Genomic DNA, 24,574 nt, shown 5'->3' with positions numbered 1-24,574 from the left:
AAGGCCATGATGGTCAGCAGCGAGGACAGGCCCAGGGCCACGGCCACGGGCATGCCCATGAACATGAAGACAAACAGCAGAATGAACAGCGCGGTGGTGGTCATGCTGCGTCTCCCTTGGAATCGTCATCGCCGAGCAGTTTCATGGCGTCGGCGACTTCGTCGCCCAGCAGCGAGGCGTGGCCGCCGCGCAGCAGGTTCCACAGGACCTCGCCCAGGCGCCAGATCAGCAGCGCGTAGCCCAGGGGCAGCACGACGCGCGGCACCCACTGCGGGATGGGCAGGTCCTGGGCCATGATGCCGATGGTGTGGATCTTGTCGACGTAGATCCAGGCGCCGTAGACGACGATGGCCGCGTACAGGATGCACAGCAGCGTGCTGAGGATGGCCAGCTTGTGGGCGGCGCGTGCGGGCAGGATGCGCACGAACGCATCGACCCCGATGTGTGCGCCCACGCGCACGCCGTAGGAGATGCCCAGAAAGATCAGGGCACCGAAGAAGTACATCGTCAGCTCCAGCGCCCACACGAAGCTGTAGTTGAAGACGTAGCGGGCCACGACCTGGGCGAAGGTCACGACGGTCATGGCCGCCAGGAGAAAGGCAATCAGGCCCTCCTCGATGTGTTCCAGCCATTTTTTCAGCATGGGAGGATCTCCTGCTCAGGATGAGAAACGGCCGCTGCGAAGCGGCCGTGATCGGGCGAGGGAGTGAACCCGGCGCCTTATTGCTGGTTCGATGCGCTGGCGGCGTCGATGATGTCCTTGCCGATCTGGTCTTCGAACTTCTTCCAGACGGGTTGCATGGCGGTGCGCCAGGCGGCGACGTCTTCCTTGGACAGGGTCTGGATCTTGGCCTTGCCGGCGTCGGCGATGCGCTGGCGGTCGCGGTCGTTGATCTCGGCGGCCAGCTTGTTGGCGTGCTCGGTGGCGCCCGCCATGGCCTTCTGCAGCCCCGCGCGGATGTCTTCGGGCAGGCCGTCCCACCAGCCGGAATTGGTGATCACCATGTAGTCCAGGGCGCCGTGGTTGGTGACCGCGATGGTCTTCTGGACTTCGTGGAATTTCTGCGAATAGATGTTGGACCAGGGATTTTCGGCCCCGTCGACCACACCGGTCTGCAGCGCCTGGTAGACCTCGGAGAAGGCCAGCTTCTGCGGGTTGGCGCCCAGCTGGCGGAACTGGGCCTCCAGCACGTCGGAGGACTGGATGCGGAATTTCAGGCCCTTGACGTCTTCGGGGCGGGTGAGCTTGTCCTTGTTGGTGGACAGCTGCTTGAGGCCGTTGTGCCAGTAGGCCAGGCCCTTGATGCCCTTGGACTTCATCGAATCCAGCAGTTCCTGGCCCTTGGGGCTGGACTGGAAGCGGTCGAGCGCATCCATGTCGTCGAACATGAAGGGCAGGTCGAAGATCTGAATCTTCTTGGTGTAGCGGTCGAACTTGGCCAGGGACGGGGCGATGATCTGCACGTCGCCCAGCAGCAGGGCTTCCATTTCCTTGCCGTCGCCGAAGAGCTGCGAGTTGGGGAACACCTGGACTTCGACCTTGCCGGGCAGGGCGGCCTCGGCCAACTCCTTGAACTTGAGCGCACCCTGGCCCTTGGGGGTGGATTCGGCCACGACGTGGCTGAACTTGATGACGATGGGGGCGGCGTGGGCAGTGGCGGCGGCGAGACCCAGGGTCAGGGTCAGGCCGACGGCGGCGGCGATGCGGGTGGTCGCGAATTTCATTGAGGGGTCTCCGAGGTCGAGGCGCGCCATGCGGGAAAGTCCATGGCGTCGAACTGACAGCCTGCTGACTGACAGGCAGTTGAACGTGCGGAGTATAGGCAGGAATCGGCAGCTGCGTCGACAGGGGCAAACCACTAGAAATGGCCCTGCCGTGCGCCGGGTTTCAGTGTGGCCGCTTCAGGCGCCGCCATCGAGCGATGCGCAGCCGGCGGCCAATTCGTCCAGTGATGCGTCGTCCAGCAGGCGGGCCGCCATGGGCAGCAGTTCCTCGTCGGCGCGCGCCAGCCAGGCCAGATAGTCGCTGGCCCAGGCGGCGAGCGCGGATCCGGCCGGGTTGTCGCCGAGTGCGGGGAGCACGGCCTGGCGCCAGCGCCGGTCCAGGTCGGCGCGGTCCCGGGCCAGGCCGGCGGTCATGCCCTTCAGGCACACGGCGTCCGACCCCGCCATGGATTCGATCAGCGCGGGAAACAGGCGCTGTTCCAGGATGTCGTGAGCGATGCGTGCCGGCCCGCCGATCCAGGCGGGAAGCGTGGCTGGCGCCATGGCGCCGCCGGCAAGGGGTTGTAGCAGCCGGCGGGTTTCGGCATGAACGGCCTGCAGCCGGACGATCGGATCCGGGGAAGATGGGCTGGACATGGGTATTCCGGAGTGGGGACGCCCTATCGTAGCGCTTCCGTCCGGCTTCGTTCCATTGAATCCATATTTCTATAAGAAATAAAGAAATGGTGAACGAATCGTTGTTGCTCATTAAGGGGGATCGTTAAAGTATTGAACATCATTGAACCGATTTCATTCCGGGCCGTTTGACGTATGAATCTATCCTTCAGGCAGGTTGAAAAGCGCTTCGGCGACCTGCGGGTGGTCGAGCGCTTCGAGCGCGATATCGCACCGGGCGAGCTGGTGGCCCTGGTGGGGCCGTCAGGGTGCGGCAAATCCACCCTGCTGCATATGGCCGCGGGGCTGGAAAAACCGTCCGCGGGCCAGGTGCTGGCCGACGGCCAGCCGGTGCGCAAGCCCGATCCCAGCCGCATGCTGATGTTCCAGGAAAATGCGCTGTACCCCTGGCTGACCCTGGTCCAGAACGTGGCGATGGCCCTGGAGCTGCAGAAGGTCGGCAAGGCCGAGGCGCAGCAGCAGGCGCGTGTGTGGCTCGACAAGGTCCGGCTCAAGGGCTTCGAGGATTATTTTCCGCACCAGGTATCGGGTGGCATGCGCCAACGTTGCGCCCTGGCGCGCGCCTTCATCACGCATCCCGAAGTGCTGCTGCTGGACGAGCCCTTTGGCGCGCTGGACGCGCTGACCCGCATGACCCTGCAGGATGCCCTGCGCACCCTGATCCGCGAGACCCGGCCCACGGTGCTGCTGGTGACCCACGACGTCGACGAGGCGCTGTTCCTGGCCGACCGCATCCTGGTCTTCAGCGCCCGGCCGTCGCGCGTGCTGAAGGAATTCCATCTGTCGGATACCGTCAAGACACACGACCTGTCGAACTTCGCCGCCATGCGCCGGGAAATCCTGGGCCTGCTGGGCATTGTCGACGACACCGAACATTCTCAATCCATTCCCGAGGAACTCGTAGCATGAAACCCAGCCGTTTTCTGATTCCCCTCCTGGCCGCGCTGACGATGGCGTCCCAGGTGCAGGCCGCCGAGCCCTTCAAGGTCGGCTACATCCGCGTCATGGACGACGCCCAGGCCATCGCTGCCTACGAGGGCAAGTTCTATGAAAAGCAGGGGCTGGACGTGCAACTGGTCGAGTTCAAGTCGGGCACCGACCTGATCAAGGCCATCGTCGGCGGGCAGCTCGACACCGGCGTGCTGGGCTTCACCAATGCGGCTTCCTGGTCCTCGCGCGGCGCGGACCTGAAGGTCGTCGGCGGCGCGCAGCGCGGCTTCCATGCGCTGGTGGTGCGCGAAGACGCGGGCATCAAGGACGTGGCTGGCCTGAAGGGGCATACCCTGGCCTCGCAGAAAGAGGGCAGCACGGCCGATACGGTGCTGCGCGGCGTGGTGCTCAAGAACGCCGGCCTGGTGCCCGAGGATGTGTCCATCCTGGGCGTGAGCCCGCAGGTGGCCGTGCAGTCCCTGGTCGGCAAGCGCGTGGATGCGGCTTTCCTGTTCGAGCCGCAAGCGAGCATTGCCCAGTTGATCGCGCCGGTGAAGCAGATCTACGAGATCGGCGAAGTCTGGCCCTTCCCCTGCATGGTGACGATCACTTCGGGTGAGACCCTGAAGAACAAGAAGGACCTGGTCTGGAAGTCTCTGGATGCCCAGCGTGAGGCCATCAACCTGCTGCAGCAGAAGCCGGACGAGGCCGCCAAGCTGATCGCCGACTACTTCATCGCCGAGCCGACCCTGAAGACCCTGGAACACGGCGATGTGCCGCGCGAGCAGGTCATCAGCAAGGCGATCCAGACCCAGACCTTCAGCGCCGCGCTGACGCCGCAGGATCTGACGCGGATGCAGGAAATCGCCGACATCATGCAGGCCCAGGGAGCCCTGAAGACCCAGGACGGAAAGCCCTACGATGTGAAGTCCATCGTCGACCTGGATTGGCAGCAGGCTCGCAAGTTGTGATGCGCGAGGCGGACGGGTGCGATAATGGCACCCCCGTCTGAAACACACCGATGGCCGGGCAGGGTTTCCCTGATGCCCGGCCATGCCTTGTCTGGAATCCATGAGCAAAAAACGACGCCTCTCTCCGGCCGCACGCAAGCTGGCCATGCTGATCGCCATCGCCGCCATCCTGCTGTTCTGGCAGATGGCCGCCTGGACACTGCCGGACTTCCTGATGCCCGGCGTGCCCAAGGTGCTGGTTCGCGTGTGGCACGACATCCAGACCGCCGAGTTCCGCGCCATCCTGGCCGGCAGCATGGGGCGGCTGGGCGTGGGTTACGGTTTCGCCCTGCTGTTCGGCATCGGCTTCGGCCTGGCGGGGGGGCTGCTGGTGTTCTTCCGCGAGGTGCTGAAATCCGCGATCATCGTGCTGCAGTCGATCCCGTCGATCGCCTGGGTGCCGCTGTTCCTGATCCTGATGGGGTTCGGCAACGTGCCCATCATCGTGGTGATCGCCCTGGCGGCGTTCTTTCCGGCTGCCCTGTCGGTCATGAACGCGACCGAAAGCGTCCTGCAGACACATGTGTCGGCAGCGCGGGTCATGGGCGCCAATCCCTGGGACATGCTGCGGCGCGTCTATCTGCCCGCCGTCATGCCGGAACTGATCACCGGCGCCCAGCTGGCCTTCGGCAACGCCTGGCGCGCGCTGATCTCGGCCGAAATGCTGATCGGCTTCGGCCAGGGGCTGGGCCGTTCGCTGGCCTACGCGGGCGAGACCGCGGACATGGTGGGCGTGATGGCCAACATCCTGACCATCGCCATCCTGGCCACGCTGATCGACCAGGTGTTCCTGGAAAACATCAAGCGCAAGGTGCTGCGCTATCAATACGTGTGAGGCCCGGCCATGGCCGGGGCATGCCAAGCCATGAAGGATTCTGCGCATTCATTGTTCCGGAGCGGCCTGCTGGCGTGGCTGGCGGCCGGGGCGATCGTCCTGCCCCAGGCCGGTCGTGCGGCGGCCGAGGAAACCGCGCCGGTGCCCGCTGCCGGCGATGGCTGGGTCCTGGGCGTGGCGGAAGTGCCCGCGCCACAGGCTCCCGGGGCCAAGGTCCGGACCACGGCCCGCATCGAGGTCCTGGCAGGGCAACAGGGACAGGGCAGTGCGCCCCTTCAGGCTGCGGCACCCGGGCAGGCCGCGCAGCAGATCGCCGATGGCGTGCTGGACGCCTGGGTGGGGGTGTTGCCGGGCGAAGGCGCCGCATTGCCGCCAGGCGTGCATGCCGCGGCGCTGTCCTGGTCGGCCAGCCCCATGGCGATCATGCGGACCGATACCGACATCCATGCCTGGTCCGAACTGAGCGGCCGGACCGTGTGCCTGAGCGCCGACGGCCGCGTATCCGGTGAACTGACGGCGCGTTTCGGCGCCATCGAGCAGATCTATGCCTCGGCAACCGATGCCCTGCTGGCTCTGCGGATCGGGCAATGCGACGCCGCCGTGCAGGACGAGGATTTCCTGAGACAGCTGCTGATTTTCCCCGAATGGAAGAAATTTTCGGCCCAGCTGGCACCCTATCGGAAAGCGGAACTGGTGCGTCTCACGCGCGAAGACCTGTCTGCGCCCCGCAAGGCCGCCGTGCGCCAGGCCACGTCGCCGGAGCGGCTGCGCGAACTGGCGCGCCGGCAGGCCCGGGACATTGCATTCGAGGTCTATCTGGATCAGACGGTGCCGGACTGCCACTGAGCGCCCGGCATGGGGCGTGGGCCGGCACGGCGGCGGCACCATCCGCAGGCCGGTGCCTGGCCGGAGGTAGCTGCGCCGGGGGAAGGCGGCGTGGCGCTCAGTGCGAGCGGCGGCGGGGAGCGGGTGCGCTTCCCGCGCTGCGGTTCAGGTGACGGAAGGTGATGCGGCCCTTGGTGAGGTCGTAGGGGGACATTTCCAGGGTGACCTGGTCGCCGGCCAGGATGCGGATATGGTGCTTGCGCATCTTGCCGCCGGTATAGGCGATGACGGGGTGTCCATTGTCCAGCGTCACGCGGAAACGGGAATCGGGCAGGACTTCCGTCACGGATCCATGCATTTCGAGCAGTTCTTCTTTGGCCATCGTGGTGCGCTCCGGTGAGGGGGACAAAAAATCAGCGGACATGCATCGCTTTCATGGCGCTGCATGCGGGTGGGGTCGCAAGGGCGATCGAATCCGGGCAGGGGCGCGAGGCCCCCGAAGGGACAGCGGGCAATTGCCGCATAGACTGGCAAGAAATATCGCCAGAATTGAAAACCGCTGATTATCAAGTACTTATATGATAAAGCTTGAAGCATCTTATGTCAAGAACCGGAGGTGCACTGTTTTCGCGGCCATCCGGGGTGATCTTCGCGGTGCGGTTAGAATTCCTGCTCACCTTCTGTTTTGCGACCCGCGATGAATGAACGTTTGAGCACCGGCACGGTGGCCTTGCTGCTGATTCCGCCCATGATGTGGGCGGGCAACGCCGTCGTCGGCCGCGCGGTGTCCCAGATGGTGCCGCCCCTGACCCTGAATTTCCTGCGTTGGGCGCTGGCCCTGCTGCTGCTCCTGCCCCTGGGCTACGGCGTGCTGTGCGCCGGCAGCGCCGTCTGGCGCGAATGGCGGCGCTATGCCGTGCTGGGGCTGCTGGGGGTGGGGCTCTACAACTCGCTGCAGTACCTGGCCTTGCATACTTCGACGCCGGTGAACGTGACGCTGGTGGCGGCCAGCATGCCTGTCTGGATGCTGATCGTGGGCCGGGTGTTCCACGGCGCGCCGATCCGGCCGGCCCAGGTCGCGGGGTCGGCGCTGTCGCTGGCCGGGGTGGCCGTGGTGTTGTCCCAGGGCGATTGGGGCAAGCTCCTGGCGCTGCATTTCGTCGCCGGCGACCTGCTGATGGTGCTGGCCACCATCCTCTGGGCTTTCTACAGCTGGCAACTGACCCGGGTGCCGGCCGATGCGCCGGTACGATCACACTGGGCCGGCTTCCTGTTGGGACAGGTGGTCTACGGCGTGGCCTGGTCCGGGCTCTTCGCCGCGCTCGAATGGGGGCTGACGGACTGGCGGATCGACTGGGGCTGGCCCCTGGCGCTCACCGTCGCCTTCGTCGCGGTGGGGCCGGCGGTCATCGCCTTCCGCTGCTGGGGCGCGGGGGTGCAGCGCGTCGGGCCGACGCTCGCCGGTTTCTTCAACAACCTGACACCGCTGATCGCGGCGCTGCTGTCCCTGGCGCTGCTGGGCGAAAGCCCCCGGCTCTTTCACGCGCTGGCCTTTGCCCTGATCATCGGAGGCATCATCCTGTCGTCACGGCAGCCGCGCACATGAGCGCATCGGACCGCGAGGTGCCGCTGCTGTCCTATGGCAGCCTGGCGGCCAGCATGTTCGTCGTCGGCGCCTGCGTGGCCCTGAGCAAACCGCTGGTCGCCGTGTTCCCGGTGTTCCTGCTGGGCTGGCTGCGTTTCGGCATCGGCGGCGCCGGCATGCTGCACTGGCTGCGCCGGCCGGCCTCCGAGCCCGCACCCACCCTGCGCGTGCGCCTGCTGGTGTTCCTGGAGGCCTTCATCGGCAGCTTCCTGTTTACGGTCTTCATGGTGCTGGGTGTCAGCTACAGCGGTGCGGTGGCGGCCGGCGTCGTCATGTCGGCCATTCCGGCCGCCATCGCGGTGCTCAGCCGCGTGGTGCTGCGCGAGACGATCCGCCCCCGGGTCCTGGCCGCCATTCTCTGCGCGGTATCCGGCATCGCGCTCCTGGCCCTGGCGCGGCCCGGAACCGGGGGAATCCCGGCGGATGGCGCCGGCGGCGATCGCGGGTTGGGCTACGTGCTGCTGGGTTGTGCGGTCCTGTGCGAAGCCTGCTATGCCGTGATCGGCAAGCGTCTGACGGATGTCCTGTCGTCGCGGCGCATCAGCGCCCTGATGAACCTGTGGGGGTTCGCGCTGATGCTGCCGGCGGGCGCCTGGACCGCCTGGCATTTCGATTTCGAGGCAGTGTCCTGGCCGGTATGGGGGCTGTTGCTGTTCTATGGGCTGGCGTCCAGCTGGACGATCTGGCTGTGGATGACGGGCCTGCGCCGGGTGCCGGCCTCGCACGCCGGGGTATTCACCGCGATGCTGCCGGTCGGGTCCGCCTGCATCGGGGTGTGGATGCTGGGGGAGCCTTTTGGCGCTTCCCAGGCCCTGGCTTTTGGCCTGGCCCTGGCGGGGCTGTTGCTGGCTGCATGGCCGGCGCGCGCCAGGGCTGCCGCGGACCGTACGCCGCCGTGGGCCGGGTGACGCAGCCGTTGTCGCGTTCTGCCTTGCCCGGCTGCCTTCAGGCAGCGCCCCGGGCGTCCTCGATCAGCAGCTGCACGGTGCTGCGGCCTCCCCAGGTGTTGCAGTCCAGCCGGTAGACGGCCTCGATGGTGTCGGGCAAGGGGTCGGCGTGGTTGAACCAGATGGCGTCCAGGCGCAGGCCGTCCCGCTCCAGGAACAGCTTCAGGTGCTTGTCTTTCAGCAGGCGCTGGTGCAGCACGCGGAAACGGTCCCGGAACAGCGGCGGCGGAAATCCGGCGCCCCAGACCTGATCGGCCAGCAGGCAGGCCGTCTCCACGGTCAGGTAGTCCGGTTCCAGCGGCCCATCGGTGTCCAGCCGCGGCTCGAAGGATTCGCGTCCGCCCAGGGTGCGCACCGCGGCATCGAACTGCACCGCGAAGGCATCGAAAGCGGCCGTCCTGAGCGTCAGGCCGGCCGCCATGGCGTGGCCGCCGAACTGCACGATGGCATCAGGCAGCCGCTTGCTGACCAGGTCCAGCGCATCGCGCAGGTGGATTTCCGGGATCGAGCGGCCCGAGCCGCGCAGGGTGCCGTCGTCGCCGGGCGCGAAGGCCAGGGCGGGGCGCCAGTAGGTTTCCTTCAGGCGCGAGGCGACCAGGCCGATCACCCCGGGATGCCAGCCCGGCTGCCAGACGCAGACGCTTGCGGCGCGGGCCTGGGCCTGTGCGTCGAGGTGGGCCAGTGCTTCGTCGCGCATGACGGTTTCCCTGGCGCGGCGCTCGCGGTTGATCTCGTCCAGCGCGCGCGCCAGTTCCAGGGCGCGGCCGGGGTCGTCTTCCAGCAGGCAGTGGATGCCCAGGCTCATGTCGGCCATGCGGCCGGCGGCGTTGATGCGCGGCCCCAGGGCGAAGCCCAGGTCGTCCGTGCCGGCCCGGGCTGGGTCGCGGCCGGCAACTTCGAACAGGGCGGCCAGCCCGGCCTGCATCCTGCCCTGACGGATGCGCCGCAGCCCCTGGCCGACCAGCAGCCGGTTGTTGGCGTCCAGGCGCACCACGTCGGCCACCGTGCCCAGGGCCACCAGATCGGCATAGGACTCGAGTTTCGGGCCGCCCCTGGGGGGCAGGGCGCCACGCGCCCGCAGCGCGGCCCGCAGGGCGAGCATGACGTAGAAGATCACCCCCACGCCCGCCAGGTGCTTGGAGGGAAAGCCGCAGCCGGACTGGTTCGGATTGACGATGGCCAGTGCGTCGGGCAGCTCGGGCCCGGGCAGGTGGTGGTCGGTGACGATGACGTCGATGCCGGCGGCACGTGCGGCTGCCACGCCTTCGATGCTGGCGATCCCGTTGTCCACCGTCACCAGCAGATCCGGCTTGCCGGCCGGGTGGCGGCAGGCCAGTTCGACCACGGCGGGAGACAGGCCATAGCCGGTCTCGAAGCGGTTGGGCACCAGGAAGCCGACCTGCGCGCCCATCTCGCGCAGCGCACGCACGGCCACGGCGCAGGCTGTGGCGCCGTCGCAATCGTAGTCGGCCACGATCAGCAGCCGCCGTCCGTCCTGGATGGCATCGGCCAGCAGCGCGCCGGCGCGGTCCACGTGGCTGAGCCGGGAGGGGGGGATCAGCGCGGCCCATTCGGTGGGACCGGCCTGTTCCAGCCCCCGGGCGGCCCACAGGCGGGCCAGCAGGGGGTGCACGCCTGCCGCCATCAGGGCCTGCGTCCGGGCGGGATCGGCGGTGCGTGCGAGGATCAGCGGCTGCACCACCAGCGCCTCCAGTCGAGCGGGCGCAGGCGCCGCAGCCAGCCCGCACGCGTATCCAGTTCCACCGTGCGCTCGCGTCCGGTCAGCACCAGCGTGGGTGCGGCGCCGGCCAGGGGCGCGAAGCAGCGTTGCTCGAGGCCGGCCAATGCCTCGATCCAGCCGCCCCAGTCCTGGGCGACCGCCGGGGCCTGCAGCGCGGTCTCGATGCGCAGATCGTCGGGCAGCGGCCGCCCCAGCTGGCTGCGGCGCGCACCGCCGTACAGCCACAGGCTGTTGATCGGGGCGAGCCCGTCGCGCTGGCGTTGCAGATTGACCGGATGGTCGTGCCAGGCCATCTGCAGGCCGTTGACCAGGCGCCGCCAGGGGCGCGCCGCCGGATCCTGCGGCCACCAGTCGTTGACGGCGCTGACGGCAACGAGCGCCGGGCTGGCGCAGGCCAGGCGCATGGGCCCGGGCCAGTGCACCCGCCAGGTGTCGGGAGTTTCGGGCGTCAATCCGATGCCGCTGTCGTCGATCAGGTCGCGAGCCGCTTCCAGCAGGGCGGCGGACTGCCCTGGTTCGATCGACAGCGTGTCCGCCGGCAGCAGGGCTGCGCCATCGCGCGAGGGCGCCATGTGGATCAGTTCGGCCAGCCAGACGGGTTCGTCGTCCGGGGCGGGCAGGCGCAGTGGTCCCAGACCTGCGCTAATATGCTCGTCTTGTGCCGGCGTGAATCCGCTTGCGTGAAGCAGCCAGTGTTCCAGCGGCGTGCACCAGGTTTCCGAGGCCGGACAGGCCGCGTGCCTGGGTGTGCCGAGGCCCAGCCAGCGGGCGAGTGTGGGGGCGCGTTGCGCCAGGTGGGGCGCCAGTTCGGCAGCCACCTCGGGTTCGGGCAATGCCCCGGGGATCACGATGTGCATGGCGGAATTGTAGGATATCAATCGGACGAGGATGGCGATACGCATGGCGTACGAATGGTGGATTGGGGCGCGCTACGCGGGCCTGGCCCGGGCAGGGCGGGGCGGACGCCGCGGCGATCGCTTCGTGTCCTTCGTGGCGGCCAGCTCCATGGCCGGCATCGGTCTGGGGGTGGCGGCACTGATCATCGTCCTGTCGGTGATGAATGGCTTCCAGACCCAGGTGCGCGACCGCATGCTGTCGGTGCTGCCGCACATCGAGCTGTACGTGCCGGGCGCGGGCCACGAGCAGGTGCTGGAGCACTGGCGCGACCTGGCCGATGCCGCCCGCAAGGATCCGGTCGTGCGGGGCGCGGCCCCGTTCGTCGCGGCCCAGGGCATGCTGGCGCGTGGAGAAGGTCTCAGCGGCGTGCAGGTGCGCGGCATCGACCCGGCCATCGAACCCGAGGTATCCGACCTGGCGGGCCAGATGGCCTCGGGAACGCTCGACAGCCTGAAGCCGGGTTCCTTCCGCATGGTGGTGGGCAGCCAGATCGCCCAGTCCCTGGGCCTGATGGTGGGCGATACGGTTCTGCTGCTGGCGCCCCAGGGGTCGATTTCCCCGGCCGGTTTCACGCCCCGCATGCGGCAGTTCACGGTATCGGGCATCTTTTCCTCCGGCTATTACGAGTACGACGCCTCGCTGGTGTTCATCGATGTGCAGGACGCCGCCCGGGTGTTCCGCGACAGCGGCGTGAGCGGCGTGCGGCTGCGCATCGCCGACATGCAGCGCGCCCCCCAGGTGGCGCATGCCTTGCTCGGCCGGATGCCGGCGGGAGTGCGGGCCTCGGACTGGACCCAGAACAACCGCACCTGGTTCGCCGCCGTGCAGACCGAGAAGCGGATGATGTTCCTCATCCTGACCCTGATCGTGGCGGTGGCGGCCTTCAACCTGCTGTCTTCCCTGGTGATGGCGGTCAAGGACAAGCGTTCCGACATCGCCATTCTGCGCACCCTGGGGGCCACGCCGGCCGAGATCGCGCGCATCTTCCTGATCCAGGGCGCCCTGATCGGCGCGGTGGGCACACTGGGGGGCGTGGCCCTGGGCACGCTGGTGGCCTACAACATCGATGTCATCGTGCCCTGGATCGAGCACATGCTGGGCATCCAGTTCCTGCCACAGCAGATCTATTTCATCAGCGAGCTGCCGTCCAATCCCCAGCTGGGCGACATCGCCGTGATCGGTGGAACGTCCCTGGTCCTGTCCCTGCTGGCCACGCTGTACCCCAGCTGGCGGGCATCCCGCCTGCAACCCGCCCGAGTGCTGCGCCATGACTGATCCCGCCGCCCCCGACGCCGTATTGCGCGCCGAGCGCCTGGCCAAGACCTACGACGAGGGGGCCGGGCGGGTCGAGGTCCTGCGCGACGTCAGCCTGTCGGTCCATGCCCACGAAATGGTCGCAGTCGTCGGTGCTTCGGGCTCGGGCAAGAGCACGCTGCTGCACATGCTGGGCCTGCTGGAGGAACCGGACGAGGGCCGGCTGTGGATCGCCGGCCAGGCCGCCAACGGATTGGATGAGCGCCGCCGCAGCCGCCTGCGCAACCAGGCCCTGGGTTTCGTCTATCAGTTCCACCACTTGCTGCCGGAATTCACCGCGCTGGACAATGTGGCCATGCCCCTGATCGTGCGCCGCCTGCCGCGCGCGCAGGCCCGGGAGCAGGCCGCCGCGATGCTGGATCAGGTCGGCCTGGCGGCGCGCTCCGCCCACTTCCCGGGCCAGCTGTCGGGCGGCGAGCGCCAGCGCGTGGCTTTGGCGCGGGCGCTGGTCACCCAGCCGGCCTGTGTGCTGGCCGACGAGCCCACCGGCAACCTGGACCGGCACACGGCCGATGCCATGTTCGCGCTGCTGGCCCGGATCAACCGCGAACTGGGCACGGCCTTCGTCATCGTCACCCACGATCCGGCCCTGGCGGCCCTGGCGCATCGGCGCTTCCACATGCAGGCCGGGCAGCTGGCCGAAGACACCGGCGAGGCCGGGTAGGCCGGACGCGCGGCTGGCCGGGCAGGGCCGGCACGGCACGTGCCGCAGTCCCGGACGCCCGCAGCCCCCTGCGGCCGACGACCGAACGGAGCCCTCATGCTGATCGACACACATTGCCATCTGGACGCGGCCGAATTCGATGCCGACCGGCCTGCCGTGATCGAACGGGCGCGGCAGGCGGGCGTCCGGGGCATCGTGATCCCTGCGGTGGAGCGTGCCAACTTCGACGTCGTGCGGGACCTGGCGCATGCCGTTCCGGGCGCCTGCTATGCGCTGGGCATCCATCCGCTGTATGTGGGCCGGTCCGCCGAAGAAGACCTGGACGCGCTGGATGCCGCGCTGTCGGCGGCCAGGGGCGATCCCAGGCTGGTGGCGATCGGCGAGATCGGCCTCGATTTCTTCGTCGAGGAAGCCAGCACGCCCGAACTCCGCGAGCGCCAGGAACACTTCTACGCACGCCAGCTGGATCTGGCGCAACGCCATGGCCTGCCGGTGCTGCTGCACGTGCGCCGGTCCCAGGACACGCTGCTCAAGCATCTGCGCCGCCGCCCGCCTGTCGGGGGCATCGCGCATGCCTTCAACGGCAGTTTCCAGCAGGCGGAACAGTTCATCGAGCAGGGCTTCGCGCTGGGCATGGGCGGGGCCATGACTTTCGAGCGCGCCCGCCAGATCCGCCGCCTGGCGGCTGAATTGCCGGCCTCCGCCCTGGTGCTGGAGACCGATGCGCCCGACATTCCGCCTGCGTGGCTGGGGCGCGGCCCCGGCGGACGGCTGGAAAAGGCCCGCAACGAGCCGGCGGAAACGGCTGGCATTGCCCGGGTGCTGGCCGGATTGCGCGGCACTGACGCCAAGGCGCAGATCGGGCAGTGCACCGCCAATGCCTGTCGCGTGCTGCCCCGGTTGGCGCGGGTCCTGGAAGACACGGCCGCTGCGTAGTTTTCCGGCCGGGCCGGAATGCGCGTCCGGTGCGCCGGCGGTTCATCCGCCTCCTAAGCTGACGGCTGGGTCTATTTTCGGGGGAAGGCATGCTCGGGCGCGCGATGGTGGCGGCGGGGCTGGGCGGCGTGCTCGGCGCCCACCGGCTGGCCGATCTGCCGGACAGCGGCACGCTGGCCCTGGCGTCCGCCTTGCCGGGGCTGGCAATCTGGACAGCCCGGCGCGCGCGCCCCGCGCGGATCGCCGGCCTGTTGCGCGGCCTGGCGTGGTGCCTGCTGGCCGCCTGGGCCGGTTTCGTTTTCGCGGTGTCGTGTGCCCAGGTGCGTCTGGACCAGACACTGGCCGACGGCAATGTGGACCGGGTGTCGAGAGTCGCGGTGCGTGTGGACAGCCTGCCCAGGCAGCGGCCGGATCGGCTGGAATTCGAGGCCGTGGTGCTGGAAGCCCGGCCCGGCGGCGTGCCCGCGCGGATCCGGGTGCGCTGGCCTGCTGGTGGCTGGCGCGGTCCATACGCCCCGGAACGGCCGCCCGACCCGCCATTTCCCGAAGTGCGCCCGGGTCAGGTCTGGCGCATGGCGCTGGTGCTGCGGCCGGTGCGGGCAACGCAGAACCTGCATGCCTTCGATTACGAGGCCCATGCCTTTGCGTCGGGCATCCGCGCGCAGGGCACGGTGCGCGGCGTGCCGGAGTGGTTGCGCGACGAGGATTGGGCCGGCTTGTCCGTCATCGCCGGCCGTGCGCGCCATGCGGTGCGCCAGGCCATGGAACCCCACTTGCGGGACCTGCGTTACGGGGCGGTGCTGCGGGCGCTGGCCATTGGCGACCAGGATGGGGTGGATGCCGCCGACTGGACCGTCTTCAACCGGACCGGCATCACCCACCTGGTTTCCATCAGCGGATCCCACATCACGATGCTGGCCGGTGCCGGCGCGCTGGCGGCCTCGGCCTTGTGGCGCCGCCTGCGCTGGCGGGGCCGCTGCCTGGCGGAACGCTGGCCCGCGCGCCGGGCGGGCGCCCTTGCCGCGCTGCTGGTCGCCTGGCTGTACTGCCTGCTGGCAGGGTGGGGCGTGCCCGCCCGGCGCACCTTCATGATGCTGGCGGTGGTGGCGGGCTCCCAGGCCCTGCAACTGCGTCTGAGCGGTTCGCGGGTGCTGGCGCTGGCGGCCGTGGCCGTCGTGCTGACCGATCCCTGGTCGGTGCTGGCGGGCGGATTCTGGCTCTCGTTCCTGGCGGTGGCCGTGCTGCTGGCCGTCGGAGCGAACGCGCAGGAACGCAGCGGGGTGAGTGAAAGTGCGAGTGACCACGCCGCGATGCCGGTGCGGCGGCGCGATCGCTGGGCACGCGGCCTGGCGCTGGCCGCGCGCCTGCAGTGGGCCGTGACCTGGGCCTTGGCGCCGCTGCTGGCCTGGGTCTTCCACGAAGTCTCGCTCGTCTCCCCGCTGGCCAATGCCTACGCCATTCCGGTCATCGAGCTGCTGGTCACGCCCATGTCGCTGCTGCTGGCCGCCGTGTCGCTCGTGCCGGGCCTGGATCCCGTTGCCGCGGGCCTGGTTCGGCTGGTGCACGGGGCGCTGGCGCTGATGATGCAGCCCACGGAATGGCTGGCTGCCTTGCCGGCCTGGCCGGTGCCTGCCGGGCCGGCGTGGGTGTATGGGCTGGCACTGGCCGGAGCGGCGGTGGCGCTCTGGCCGGGACGCAGCACTCCATGCCGGCCGGGCGGGGGCGATGGGGCGGCGCAAGCCTGCCGCCGTGGGACCGTGGGGCTGCGCATGTCCGGTCCTCGGGCCTGGCGTGCCTGGGCCTGGCTGGCGTTGCTGCCGATGCTGCTGTGGCCGCCGGCGCGGCCCGGCGAAGGCGAATGGGATCTGCATGCGCTGGATGTCGGGCAGGGCAGTGCGCTGCTGGTCCGCACCGCCCGGCATGCCTTGCTGTTCGATGCGGGCGCGCGCCATGCGCGGGATGCGGACCAGGGCGCCCGCACCATCGTTCCGGCGCTGAAGGCGCTGGGGGTGCGCCGCCTGGATGCGCTGGTCGTGTCCCACGCCGATCTGGACCACGCCGGCGGAGTGCGCAGCGTGCTGGCGGCGGTGCCTGTGGCGCAGGCGTTTGCGTCCTTCGATCTGGAGGCATGGCTGCGCGCAGAGACCCGCAAGCTGGACGCGGCAGCCACGCCCTTGCCCCTGGCGGCCGTGCCCTGCCGTTTCGGCGACCGCTGGCGCATGGACGGTGTCGAATTCGAATTCCTGTGGCCGCTGGACGTGCGCACGCGCCGCCGGGGCACCGAGGCCAACGCCGGCAGCTGCGTGTTGCGGGTGCGGGGCGCCCATCACAGCCTGCTGCTGACGGGCGACATCGAGATCCGCGCCGAGGCCGCCCTGGTCGAACGCGGCCTGACGCCGGCGGACGTGGTCGTGGCGGCGCACCATGGGTCGCGGACCTCATCGTCGGCCGCCTTCGCCGGGGCCGTGGCCGCCCGCCACGTCATTGTCCAGTCGGGCGCCTGGAACCGCCACGGCCATCCGGACGCCGCCGTGCTGGAACGCTGGCGCAAGGTCGGTTCGGCCCTGTGGCGCACGGATTTGCAAGGCGGGGTAAATGCCCGCTCGCGCGCGGCCGGCCTGTCGTTGTACAGTGTCCTGGAGTCGTCCCGTCGTTATTGGCATGGGCGGCGCCCGTAGGAATCGCCTGGGTCCGCAGCACCCGCTTTCGCTCGACTTCTTCAGGGTTTCCTAGTGGTTTTCGCGGTCTTGCGCGAACACGCGGGATCGGCGATGATCCGGCAGCCGTCCACAAGACGACTGTGGTCCTTTCGAGAATATCCGGGATTCGGGGATTCTCCTGCGGGCTTGTTAAAAATCCAAAAGATTTTTGCGACCATGACACAGACACCTCTGAAGTTCTACGTGCCCGAGCCCTCGGGGCGTCCCGGTCAGGCGACCGACTTTTCCTATCTGCGCCTGCAGCCCGCAGGGGCAGCGCGCAAGCCCCCCATCGACATCGAACCCTACGACACCCGCGATCTGGCCATCGGGCTGATCCGCGTGCTCGACGACCAGGGCAATGCCCAGGGGCCCTGGGCCGAAGACCCGCCAGACGACGAACTGCTGCGCCGCGGCATGCGCGCCATGGTCAAGACGCGCATCTTCGACGCCCGCATGGTCATCGCCCAGCGCCAGAAAAAGACTTCGTTCTACATGCAGTGCCTGGGCGAGGAAGCCATCGCCATCGGCCAGTCGCTGGCGCTGCGCGAAGGCGACATGCATTTCCCGTCCTATCGCCAGCAGGGCCTGCTCATCGCGCAGGACTATCCCCTGTTCGACATGATGTGCCAGATCTTCTCCAACGATCAGGACCCCCTCAAGGGCCGCCAGCTGCCGGTGCTGTACTCGGTGCCGGAAAAGGGCTTCTTCACCCTGTCGGGCAACCTGGGCACGCAGATGCCCCAGGCGGTGGGCTGGGCCATGGCCTCGGCCATCAAGGGCGACACCCGCATCGCCTGCGGCTGGATCGGCGACGGCGCCACGGCCGAGTCCGACTACCAGACGGCGCTGCTGTTCGCGCACGTGTACCGGGCGCCGGTGATCCTGAACGTGATCAACAATCAGTGGGCGATCTCCACCTTCCAGTCCGTGGCGGGCGGCGAAGGCATCACGCTGGCGGCGCGCGGCATCGGCTCGAACCTGGCCTCGCTGCGGGTCGACGGCAACGACTTCCTGGCCGTGCACGCCGTGTCCCGCTGGGCGGCCGAACGCGCGCGCAACAACCACGGCGCCACGCTGATCGAATGGGTCAGCTACCGGGCCGGTCCGCACTCCACTTCCGATGATCCGTCCAAATACCGGCCGGCCGACGACTGGTCGCGGTTCCCGCTGGGGGATCCGATCGCGCGGCTGAAGCAGCACATGATCCTGCGCGGCATCTGGTCCGAGCCGGAACACCAGGAACTGCAGAAAGCCTGCGAGGCCGAGGTCGTCGCCGCCCAGAAGAAGGCCGAGGCCCATGGCACGCTGGCCACCGGGCGTACCAGCAGCGTGGCGACCATGTTCGAGGACGTCTACAAGGACATGCCGGCCCACCTGCGCCGGCAGCGCCAGGAACTGGGGGTGTGAGCATGGCACAGGAAAAAACCAAGACCCGTCCCATGACGATGATCCAGGCCCTGCGTTCGGCCATGGACATCATGCTGGAGCGGGACGAGAACATCGTCATCTTTGGCGAGGACGTCGGCTATTTCGGCGGCGTGTTCCGCTGCACCGAAGGCCTGCAGACCAAATACGGCAGCTCGCGCGTGTTCGATACGCCGATCTCCGAAAGCGGCATCGTCGCGGCGGCCATCGGCATGGGGGCCTACGGCCTGCGGCCGGTGGTCGAAATCCAGTTCGCCGACTATTTCTATCCGGCGGCCGACCAGATATTTTCCGAGGCGGCGCGCCTGCGCTACCGCTCGGCGGGCGGCTACACCGCGCCGCTGACGATCCGCATGCCCTGCGGCGGCGGGATCTTCGGCGGCCAGACTCACAGCCAGAGCCCCGAGGCCCTGTTCACGCACGTGGCCGGCCTGCGCACCGTCATGCCGTCCAATCCCTATGATGCCAAGGGCCTGCTGATCAGTTCCATCGAGAACGACGACCCGGTCATCTTCCTGGAACCCAAGCGCCTGTACAACGGCCCCTTCGACGGCCATCACGATCAGCCCGTCGTGCCCTGGTCCAAGCATCCGCTGGGGAACGTCCCCGAAGGCTACTACACCGTGCCGCTGGACTCGGCCTCGGTCTACCGCGAAGGCCGGGAACTGACCGTGCTGACCTACGGCACCATGGTGTACGTGGCCGAGGTCGCCGCGCGCGAGGCCGGCATCGAGGCGGACATCATCGACCTGCGCAGCCTGTGGCCGCTGGACCTGGACACGATCATGGCCTCCGTGCGCAAGACGGGCCGCTGCGTGGTGCTGCACGAGGCCACCCGCACCAGCGGTTTCGGCGCCGAGCTGTGCGCCCTGGTCCAGGAGCATTGTTTCTATCATCTCGAGGCCCCGATCGAACGCATCACGGGGTGGGACACGCCATATCCCCATTCGCACGAATGGGCTTATTTCCCCGGCCCCAAGCGGGTCGCGGAGGCGTTCAAGCGCGTGTTCCGGGAGGCATAATGGGCATTCACATCATCAAGATGCCGGACATCGGCGAAGGCATCGCGGAAGTCGAATTGGTCGAATGGCACGTCCAGGCGGGCGATGCCGTCGTCGAGGATCAGGTCCTGGCCGACGTCATGACCGACAAGGCCACCGTCCAGGTGCCGTCCCCGGTGCAAGGGCGCGTCGTGTCGCTGGGCGGCAAGGTCGGCGACGTCATGGCGGTGGGTTCGGAACTCATCCGCCTGGAGGTCGAGGGCGAGGGCAATGAACACCAGGTCGGGGCGACGTCCCGGGCCGCCGCTGCGCCGGCCGCCGAGCCAGAAACCGCCGCCGTCCCCGAGTCCGCCGGCCGTGCGCCGGCTCCGTCGGCGCCCGAGCCCACGCCCGCCGTGCCGGATGTTGCCGCCGTGCGCAGCGCACCGGTTCCGCACGCGGCCTCGCACGCGCCATCCCGTCCCCAGGGCCAGCGTCCGCTGGCCTCGCCGGCCGTGCGCCGGCGGGCCTGGGATCTGGGCATCACCCTGCAGTACGTGCCGGGTACGGGCCCCGCGGGCCGGATCACGCATGGCGACCTGGATGCCTGGCTGGCGCGCGACCGCAACGCGACCTCGAACCGCACCACCGGCACGCTCTACGCCCCCCACGACGAAGAGACGCAGGTTCCCGTCATCGGCCTGCGGCGCAAGATCGCCCAGAAGATGCAGGAATCCAAGCGCCGCATCCCGCACTTCACCTACGTCGAGGAAATCGACGTGACCGAGCTGGAGTCGCTGCGCGCGCGCCTGAATGCACTGCACAGCACCCAGCGCGGCAAGCTGACCCTGCTGCCGTTCCTGGCGCGTGCCATGGTGCTGGCCCTGCGCGAATTCCCCCAGATCAACGCTCGCTACGACGACGATGCGGGGGTGGTCACCCAGTACGGAGCGGTGCACCTGGGCGTGGCGGCGCAGACGCCGTCGGGCCTGATGGTGCCGGTGCTGCATCACGCCGAGACCCTGGATCTCTGGTCCTGCGCGGCGGAAGTCGCCCGCCTGGCCGAGGCCGCCCGCCAGGGCAAGGCCGCGCGCGACGAGCTGACCGGCTCGACCATCACCCTGACCAGCCTGGGCGCGCTCGGAGGCATCGTGTCCACGCCGGTCATCAACCACCCGGAAGTCGCCATCGTCGGCGTCAACCGCGTGGTCGAGCGGCCGGTGTTCCAGGAAGGCCGGGTCGTGGCGCGCAAGCTCATGAACCTGTCCTCGTCCTTCGATCACCGCGTGGTCGACGGCATGCATGCCGCCGAGTTCATCCAGTGCATCCGGCGTTACCTGGAGTGCCCGGCGCTCTTGTTCGTGGAGTAAGCAGCATGTCCAATCCCATCAACACCACCTTGCTCATCATCGGCGGCGGCCCGGGCGGCTACGTGGCAGCCATACGCGCCGGCCAGCTGGGCATTCCCACCGTGCTGGTCGAAGGCGCCGCCCTGGGCGGCACCTGCCTGAACATCGGCTGCATCCCGTCCAAGGCACTGATCCACGTGGCCGAGCAGTTCCATGCCCTGCAGGGTTATGCCGGCGACTCGCCGCTGGGCATTCGCACGCAGTCGCCCGAGCTCGACCTCGCGCGCAGCGTTGCCTGGAAGGACGGCATCGTCAAGAAACTCACCATGGGCGTGGGCGCGCTGCTGAAGAAGCACAAGGTCACGGTCGTCCAGGGCTGGGCGCGCATCGTCGACGGCAAGACCGTGGACGTCGATCCCGTGGCCAAGGGCAAGGCCGGCGCTCCGCAGCGCATCCGCTGCGAACACCTGCTGCTCGCCACGGGTTCCGAGCCGGCCGCGCTGCCCTTCATGCCTTTCGGCGGCCCGGTGATCTCTTCCACCGAGGCGCTGTCGCCCAAGAAACTGCCGAAGTCCCTGGCCATCGTCGGCGCAGGCTACATCGGCCTGGAACTGGGCACAGTCTATCGCAAGCTCGGCGTGAAGGTCGACGTGATCGAGGCCCAGGATCGCATCCTGCCCGTGTACGACGCCGATCTGGTCAAGCCGGTTCACGCCGCGCTGAAATCCCTGGGCGTGGGCCTGCACCTGCAGACCCAGGTCCTGGGCCTGACCGAGGACGGCAAGGGCCTGCGGGTCCAGTCGGGCAAGACCGAGGATGTCCTGCCCGCGCAGCAGGTTCTGGTGGCCGTCGGCCGCAAGCCCCGCAGCCGGGGTTTCGGGCTCAGTTCGCTGATGCTCGACATGGACGGCCTGGCGGTGCGTGTGGATGACCGCTGCCGCACGTCCATGACCGGGGTCTGGGCCATCGGCGACCTTACGGGCGAGCCCATGCTGGCGCACCGCGCCATGGCCCAGGGCGAGTGCGTGGCCGAGCAGATCGCCGGCCACACGCGGCGCTTCGTGCCGGCGGCGATCCCGGCCGTGTGCTTCACGGATCCCGAGGTCGTCACGGCGGGCCTGTCGCCGCAGCAGGCGGCCCAGGCGGGCATCGACGCCATCGATGCATCCTTCCCGCTGGCGGCCAACGGCCGGGCGATGACGCTGGAATCGTCCGACGGCTTCGTGCGGGTCGTGGCGCGGCGCGACAACCACCTCATCCTGGGCTGGCAGGCCGTGGGGCGGGGCGTATCGGAATTCGCCGCCGCTTTCGGCCAGTCCATCGAAATGGGCGCGCGGCTCGAGGATGTCGGCCATACGATCCATGCTCACCCGACCCAGGGCGAGGCAATCCAGGAAGCCGCCCTGCGGGCGCTGGGGCAGGCGCTGCACGTCTGACGCGGCGGGGCGGGCGGATTCCCGCGCCCTCGTGTTTACAATGCAGGAGTACGTCCCAGACCAGGTGCTCCCCATGCGTTCCGCCTCACTCGCCGCCCAGCCCCGAACAGCCGACGATCCCCGCCTGGATTTCGTCGCTTGCGCCAGCCCGGCAGGCCTGCATCGCATGGCCTACTGGGAATGGGGCGACCCGGACAACGACCGGGTCCTGGTCTGCGTGCACGGGCTGACCCGTACCGGCCGGGATTTCGACCCGCTGGCGCAGGCGCTGAGCCATGAATACCGTGTCGTCTGCCCGGATGTCGTCGGGCGGGGCCGTTCGGATTGGCTGATCGATCCGGCGGGTTATGTGATCCCCCAGTACGTCGCCGACCTGGTCACGCTGATTGCGCGACTGCGCCCGGCCAGGCTGGACTGGGTCGGTACGTCCATGGGCGGGCTGATCGGATTGGGGCTGGCGGGAATGGCAGCGCTGTCGCCTGCCTTGCGCCCCCCCAGGGAAGTGTCGGGCCTGGGCACGGCACCCGACGTGCCGCTGGGCCGCATGGTCTTCAACGATATCGGCCCCACGCTCGACGTCGATGGCCTGGCGCGGATCGGCGCATACGTCGGCCAGGAACTGCGCTTCGACCGCTACGAGCAGGCGGTCGACTACGTCCGGGCCGTGTCGGCCGGCTTCGGGCCGCATGACGACGCCGGCTGGGATGCGCTGACCCGGCATGTGTTCATCGAGCGGGACGGGCAGTGGGTCAAGCACTACGATCTGCGGCTGGCCCAGCCCTTTGCCCTGCAGACCACTGCCGCCGCTGCCGCCGCCGAGGCGTTGCTCTGGCAGGCCTGGGATCACCTGCCCATGCCGTCCCTGATCCTGCGCGGCGCCCAGTCCGACATCCTGACGCGGGAAACCGCGCAGCGGATGCTGGAGCGCAATCCGCGCGCGCGCCTGGTGGAATTCGACGGGGTAGGGCACGCGCCCACCCTGCGTTCCGATGAGCAGATCGCGGCAGTGCGCGGCTTCCTGCTTGATTCCTCATCCTGAATCCGGCGCGGTGCGCTTGCGCCGTACCGCGCCCCGCGCATCGGAACCATGTCTTTGAACATCGACCTGCACAGCCATTCTTCCTGCTCCGACGGGCTGCTGCCGCCCGCGCAGGTCGCCGCTCGCGCCCATGCGCAAGGCGTGGACTGGTGGTCGCTGAGCGACCACGACGAGACCTCCGGCCTGGCCGAGGCCGCCGCCGCCGCCCGCGAGCTCGGCCTGGGATTCATCCCGGGGGTGGAAATTTCCGTGACGTTCTGCGAACGCACGATCCACGTGCTGGGGCTGAACATCGACCCCGGACAGCCCGATTTGCGGGCGGGCCTGGCCGGCATTCGAAGCGACCGCTTTGCGCGGGCCGGCGAGATCGCGCAGCGCCTGCAGGACTGCGGCATCGCCGGCGCCTACGAAGGCGCCCTGCGGTACGTGGGCAATCCCGACCTGATCGGACGCGTCCATTTCGCCCGCCATCTCCTGGAGCAGGGGCATTGCAAATCCCTGCAGCAGGCTTTCGACCGCTACCTGGGCGATGGCAAGCGGGCTTTCGTGCCGATGCGCTGGCCGAGCCTGGAATCGGCGGTCGCCTGGATCCGCGCCGCGGGCGGCAAGGCGGTGGTCGCCCATCCGGGGCGCTACCGCTATACGCCGCAGCAATTCGACGCGTTGTTCGATACATTCAAGGCGCTGGGCGGCAGCGGCCTGGAAGTCGTTTCCAGCGCGCATACGCCCGCCCAGTGCGACCGCTATGCCCGCGTGGCGCAGGCCTACGGTTTCCAGGCTTCGCGCGGCTCGGACTTCCACGCGCCGGGCATTTCCCGTGCGGAGCTGGGCCGGGTGCCGCCGCTGCCGGAATACCTGGTGCCCGTCTGGCGGGATTGGATCTGAGGAGCATCATCATGAACAAGGCTTTCGTCAAGGAATCGGACCACGACGAGGACGACGACCTGCCCGAGTCCCGGGCGCTGCCCGCGGGGACCAAGAACTACATGACAACGGCCGGCTACCGGGCGCTGAACGAGGAGCTGATGCACCTGATGAACGTCGAGCGCCCCGAGGTGGTGTCCGTCGTGTCGTGGGCTGCGTCCAACGGCGACCGCTCGGAAAATGGCGACTACCTGTACGGCAAGAAGCGGCTGCGCGAAATCGACCGGCGCATCCGCTACCTGACGCGCCGCCTGGAATCGGCCGAAGTCGTCGATCCGGCCCAGCAGCCCAACCGCGACCAGGTGTTCTTCGGCGCCACCGTCAGCTACTGCGACAGCAAGGGCGAGGAGTTCACCGTCACCATCGTCGGCGTGGACGAGGCCGAACCGCTGGCAGGCAAGATCAGCTGGGTCTCGCCCGTGGCCCGGGCCCTGATCAAGGCCCGCGAGGGCGACACCGTGACCCTGCGCACGCCCTCGGGGATCGAGGAACTCGACATCCTGGAAATCCGCTATCCGGACCCGTGAGCGGCTCCCGCGTCCGAGACGCCCCAAGGCGGCTAAAATAGACGGTTT

General features: G+C 68.7%; 23 protein-coding genes. 17 read left to right on the top strand and 6 right to left on the bottom strand.

The features are described from left to right. Positions 1-100: 100 nt before the first annotated feature. From ABD022_RS09200 to ABD022_RS09190, 3 genes are all read right to left on the bottom strand, one after another. On the bottom strand, positions 101-643 hold the full coding sequence (locus tag ABD022_RS09200; RefSeq protein WP_343821063.1) for a TRAP transporter small permease: 543 nt from the start codon (positions 641-643) through the stop codon (positions 101-103). A gap of 77 nt (positions 644-720) precedes the next feature. Continuing rightward, positions 721-1,725 (bottom strand): TRAP transporter substrate-binding protein, encoded by a 1,005-nt coding sequence (locus tag ABD022_RS09195; protein WP_343821062.1) that lies wholly within the window; start codon positions 1,723-1,725, stop codon positions 721-723. A gap of 177 nt (positions 1,726-1,902) precedes the next feature. Next, positions 1,903-2,361, bottom strand: a complete 459-nt coding sequence (locus ABD022_RS09190; RefSeq protein WP_325125166.1) for a hypothetical protein — start codon at positions 2,359-2,361, stop codon at positions 1,903-1,905. 174 nt (positions 2,362-2,535) lie between these two features. Here ABD022_RS09190 and ABD022_RS09185 point away from each other — a divergent pair, with 174 nt between their 5' ends. The 4 genes from ABD022_RS09185 (at position 2,536) to ABD022_RS09170 (ending at position 6,021) form a co-directional block, all read left to right on the top strand. After that, positions 2,536-3,309: an ABC transporter ATP-binding protein gene (locus ABD022_RS09185; RefSeq protein ID WP_325125168.1), complete on the top strand. Its 774-nt coding sequence runs from the start codon at positions 2,536-2,538 to the stop codon at positions 3,307-3,309. Next, entirely contained in the window at positions 3,306-4,301 is a 996-nt protein-coding gene (locus tag ABD022_RS09180) for an ABC transporter substrate-binding protein (protein ID WP_325125170.1), read from the top strand. Before ABD022_RS09185 ends, ABD022_RS09180 begins: the two co-directional genes overlap by 4 nt. Before the next feature lie 145 nt (positions 4,302-4,446). Then, positions 4,447-5,175: an ABC transporter permease gene (locus ABD022_RS09175; protein WP_414647444.1), complete on the top strand. Its 729-nt coding sequence runs from the start codon at positions 4,447-4,449 to the stop codon at positions 5,173-5,175. A gap of 30 nt (positions 5,176-5,205) precedes the next feature. Continuing rightward, the gene (locus ABD022_RS09170; protein WP_343821060.1) at positions 5,206-6,021 is read left to right on the top strand and encodes a type 2 periplasmic-binding domain-containing protein; all 816 of its coding nucleotides are present in this window, start codon (positions 5,206-5,208) and stop codon (positions 6,019-6,021) included. A 97-nt stretch (positions 6,022-6,118) separates the two neighbouring features. Here the strand turns inward: ABD022_RS09170 and infA are convergent, their stop codons facing one another. Continuing rightward, the gene (gene infA, locus ABD022_RS09165; protein WP_325125176.1) at positions 6,119-6,382 is read right to left on the bottom strand and encodes a translation initiation factor IF-1; all 264 of its coding nucleotides are present in this window, start codon (positions 6,380-6,382) and stop codon (positions 6,119-6,121) included. A 315-nt stretch (positions 6,383-6,697) separates the two neighbouring features. Between infA and ABD022_RS09160 the strand changes: the two genes are divergently transcribed. Both ABD022_RS09160 and ABD022_RS09155 read left to right on the top strand, forming a co-directional pair. Then, complete coding sequence (locus ABD022_RS09160) at positions 6,698-7,606, top strand: DMT family transporter (protein WP_325125178.1); 909 nt, start codon at positions 6,698-6,700, stop codon at positions 7,604-7,606. Next, positions 7,603-8,553: a DMT family transporter gene (locus ABD022_RS09155; RefSeq protein ID WP_343821058.1), complete on the top strand. Its 951-nt coding sequence runs from the start codon at positions 7,603-7,605 to the stop codon at positions 8,551-8,553. The genes ABD022_RS09160 and ABD022_RS09155 overlap by 4 nt, the downstream gene beginning before the upstream one ends. Before the next feature lie 37 nt (positions 8,554-8,590). Here ABD022_RS09155 and recJ read toward each other — a convergent pair whose 3' ends face one another. Both recJ and ABD022_RS09145 read right to left on the bottom strand, forming a co-directional pair. Next, positions 8,591-10,294 (bottom strand): single-stranded-DNA-specific exonuclease RecJ, encoded by a 1,704-nt coding sequence (recJ, locus tag ABD022_RS09150; RefSeq protein WP_325125182.1) that lies wholly within the window; start codon positions 10,292-10,294, stop codon positions 8,591-8,593. Continuing rightward, a complete protein-coding gene (locus ABD022_RS09145) occupies positions 10,279-11,190 on the bottom strand; it encodes a hypothetical protein (protein WP_343821056.1) in 912 nt (303 codons plus the stop codon). The genes recJ and ABD022_RS09145 overlap by 16 nt, the downstream gene beginning before the upstream one ends. A 43-nt stretch (positions 11,191-11,233) precedes the next feature. Between ABD022_RS09145 and ABD022_RS09140 the strand changes: the two genes are divergently transcribed. The 11 genes from ABD022_RS09140 to greB all read left to right on the top strand — a co-directional run bounded on the left by ABD022_RS09140 (position 11,234) and on the right by greB (position 24,526). Next, positions 11,234-12,505, top strand: a complete 1,272-nt coding sequence (locus ABD022_RS09140; RefSeq protein ID WP_325125186.1) for a lipoprotein-releasing ABC transporter permease subunit — start codon at positions 11,234-11,236, stop codon at positions 12,503-12,505. Then, entirely contained in the window at positions 12,498-13,208 is a 711-nt protein-coding gene (locus tag ABD022_RS09135) for an ABC transporter ATP-binding protein (RefSeq protein ID WP_325125188.1), read from the top strand. The genes ABD022_RS09140 and ABD022_RS09135 overlap by 8 nt, the downstream gene beginning before the upstream one ends. Before the next feature lie 96 nt (positions 13,209-13,304). After that, entirely contained in the window at positions 13,305-14,144 is an 840-nt protein-coding gene (locus tag ABD022_RS09130) for a TatD family hydrolase (protein ID WP_343821053.1), read from the top strand. Between the two features lie 89 nt (positions 14,145-14,233). After that, complete coding sequence (locus tag ABD022_RS09125) at positions 14,234-16,822, top strand: ComEC/Rec2 family competence protein (RefSeq protein WP_343821051.1); 2,589 nt, start codon at positions 14,234-14,236, stop codon at positions 16,820-16,822. A 198-nt stretch (positions 16,823-17,020) separates the two neighbouring features. Then, positions 17,021-18,253 carry a 3-methyl-2-oxobutanoate dehydrogenase (2-methylpropanoyl-transferring) subunit alpha gene (locus tag ABD022_RS09120; protein WP_343821050.1) on the top strand — a complete coding sequence of 411 codons (1,233 nt, stop codon included), beginning with the start codon at positions 17,021-17,023 and terminating at the stop codon, positions 18,251-18,253. A gap of 2 nt (positions 18,254-18,255) precedes the next feature. Then, the gene (locus ABD022_RS09115) at positions 18,256-19,293 is read left to right on the top strand and encodes an alpha-ketoacid dehydrogenase subunit beta (RefSeq protein WP_325125197.1); all 1,038 of its coding nucleotides are present in this window, start codon (positions 18,256-18,258) and stop codon (positions 19,291-19,293) included. Further along, the gene (locus tag ABD022_RS09110; protein WP_325125199.1) at positions 19,293-20,621 is read left to right on the top strand and encodes a dihydrolipoamide acetyltransferase family protein; all 1,329 of its coding nucleotides are present in this window, start codon (positions 19,293-19,295) and stop codon (positions 20,619-20,621) included. The genes ABD022_RS09115 and ABD022_RS09110 overlap by 1 nt, the downstream gene beginning before the upstream one ends. Positions 20,622-20,626: 5 nt before the next feature. Further along, on the top strand, positions 20,627-22,036 hold the full coding sequence (lpdA, locus tag ABD022_RS09105; protein ID WP_343821048.1) for a dihydrolipoyl dehydrogenase: 1,410 nt from the start codon (positions 20,627-20,629) through the stop codon (positions 22,034-22,036). Positions 22,037-22,109: 73 nt separating this feature from the next. After that, entirely contained in the window at positions 22,110-23,075 is a 966-nt protein-coding gene (locus tag ABD022_RS09100) for an alpha/beta fold hydrolase (RefSeq protein ID WP_325125202.1), read from the top strand. A gap of 48 nt (positions 23,076-23,123) precedes the next feature. Then, positions 23,124-23,960, top strand: a complete 837-nt coding sequence (locus ABD022_RS09095; protein WP_343821047.1) for a PHP domain-containing protein — start codon at positions 23,124-23,126, stop codon at positions 23,958-23,960. A gap of 11 nt (positions 23,961-23,971) precedes the next feature. Beyond that, entirely contained in the window at positions 23,972-24,526 is a 555-nt protein-coding gene (greB, locus tag ABD022_RS09090; protein WP_325125204.1) for a transcription elongation factor GreB, read from the top strand. Positions 24,527-24,574: the final 48 nt, after the last annotated feature.

The sequence above is a fragment of the Castellaniella daejeonensis genome (assembly GCF_039523555.1).
Lineage (GTDB): Bacteria > Pseudomonadota > Gammaproteobacteria > Burkholderiales > Burkholderiaceae_B > Castellaniella > Castellaniella daejeonensis.
Note: the sequence above shows the minus strand (reverse complement) of the source record. Positions and strands in the feature narration are given on the sequence as shown.